Source organism: Sphingobium sp. ba1, assembly GCF_000743655.1.
Taxonomy (GTDB): Bacteria; Pseudomonadota; Alphaproteobacteria; order Sphingomonadales; family Sphingomonadaceae; genus Sphingobium.
In genome coordinates this window covers 1966-3079 of the sequence record NZ_JPPQ01000069.1, presented here as the reverse complement: position 1 = coordinate 3079, position 1114 = coordinate 1966, and the positions used below count along the sequence as shown (strand labels likewise).

The following is a 1114-nucleotide window of genomic DNA, read 5'->3' as shown; positions in this document are numbered from 1 at the left end:
CAGCATGACCGTCAGCATCGACGACCCGCCATAGGACATGAAGGGCAGGGGGATGCCGACGACCGGTGCCAGGCCCATCACCATCATCAGATTGATCGCGACATAGAAGAAAATCGTGGTGGTCAGCCCCGCCGCGACCAGGCGCGCGAACTTGTCGGGGGTCCGCATCGCGACGCGCAGGCCCCAGCGGAACAGCAGCATGAAGGCACCGATCATGATGATGCCGCCAACCAGCCCCCATTCTTCCGCCATGGTGGCGAAAACGAAATCGGTATGGCCTTCGGGCAGATAGTCGAGATGGCTTTGTGAGCCCTGCAGGAAGCCCTTGCCCCAGATGCCGCCGGAACCGATCGCGATCTTCGACTGGCTGATATGATAGCCGGCACCCAAAGGATCGCTTTCAGGGTCCAGGAAGATCAGGACGCGCTTTTGCTGATAGTCGTGCAGGAAGCTGAAGGCGATCGGGACGATGGCGGCCAGCGCCAGCCCAGACCCCACGAACAGGCGCAGCGGCAGTCCGGCGAGGAACATGACCGTCACGCCGCCCGCCAGGATCATCGTGGCGGTGCCGAGATCCGGCTGGATCAGTACCAGCGACCAGGGCAGACCGATGAGCACCAGCGCAGGCCAGATCGCGTTCCAGCGACGAATTTCTCCTACAGGCAGCCTGGCGTAGAATTGCGCGACGGCCAGCACGATGATCGGCTTCATGAACTCCGACGGCTGGAGCAGCATGAAGCCGAGGTTGATCCAGCGTTGGCTCCCGCCTCTGACCCCGCCGATCAATTCGACCAGGATCAAGGCGATGAGCACGCTGCCATAGGCGGGAAAAGCGAAGCGCGAGAATAGCTCGATCGGAATGCGACTAAGGACCAGCGCCATGGCCGAGAAGATGCAGAAGCGTACCGACTGGTTGACGGCCCAGGGGAAGATGTTGCCGTCCGCCGCACTGTAGAGCACCAGAGTACCGAAGGTCGCGATCGCGAGCAGCAAGGCCATGACGCGCCAGGGAAATTGGGTCAGCGGCTGCGGCACGAGGCTCATGGTGCATCGCTCTCATTGCTGACGGGTGAGGGTGCGGCGACGGCACCATTATCCGCATCGGCAGCATTGC

1 protein-coding gene is annotated in these 1114 nt (G+C 62.3%); it reads right to left on the bottom strand.

All coding sequences use genetic code 11. The features are described 5' to 3' along the window. On the bottom strand, nucleotides 1-1044 hold a 1044-nt coding region (gene rodA / locus IL54_RS03040; protein ID WP_037477694.1), incomplete at its 3' end, for a rod shape-determining protein RodA. Between the last annotated feature and the right edge of the window lie 70 nt (nucleotides 1045-1114).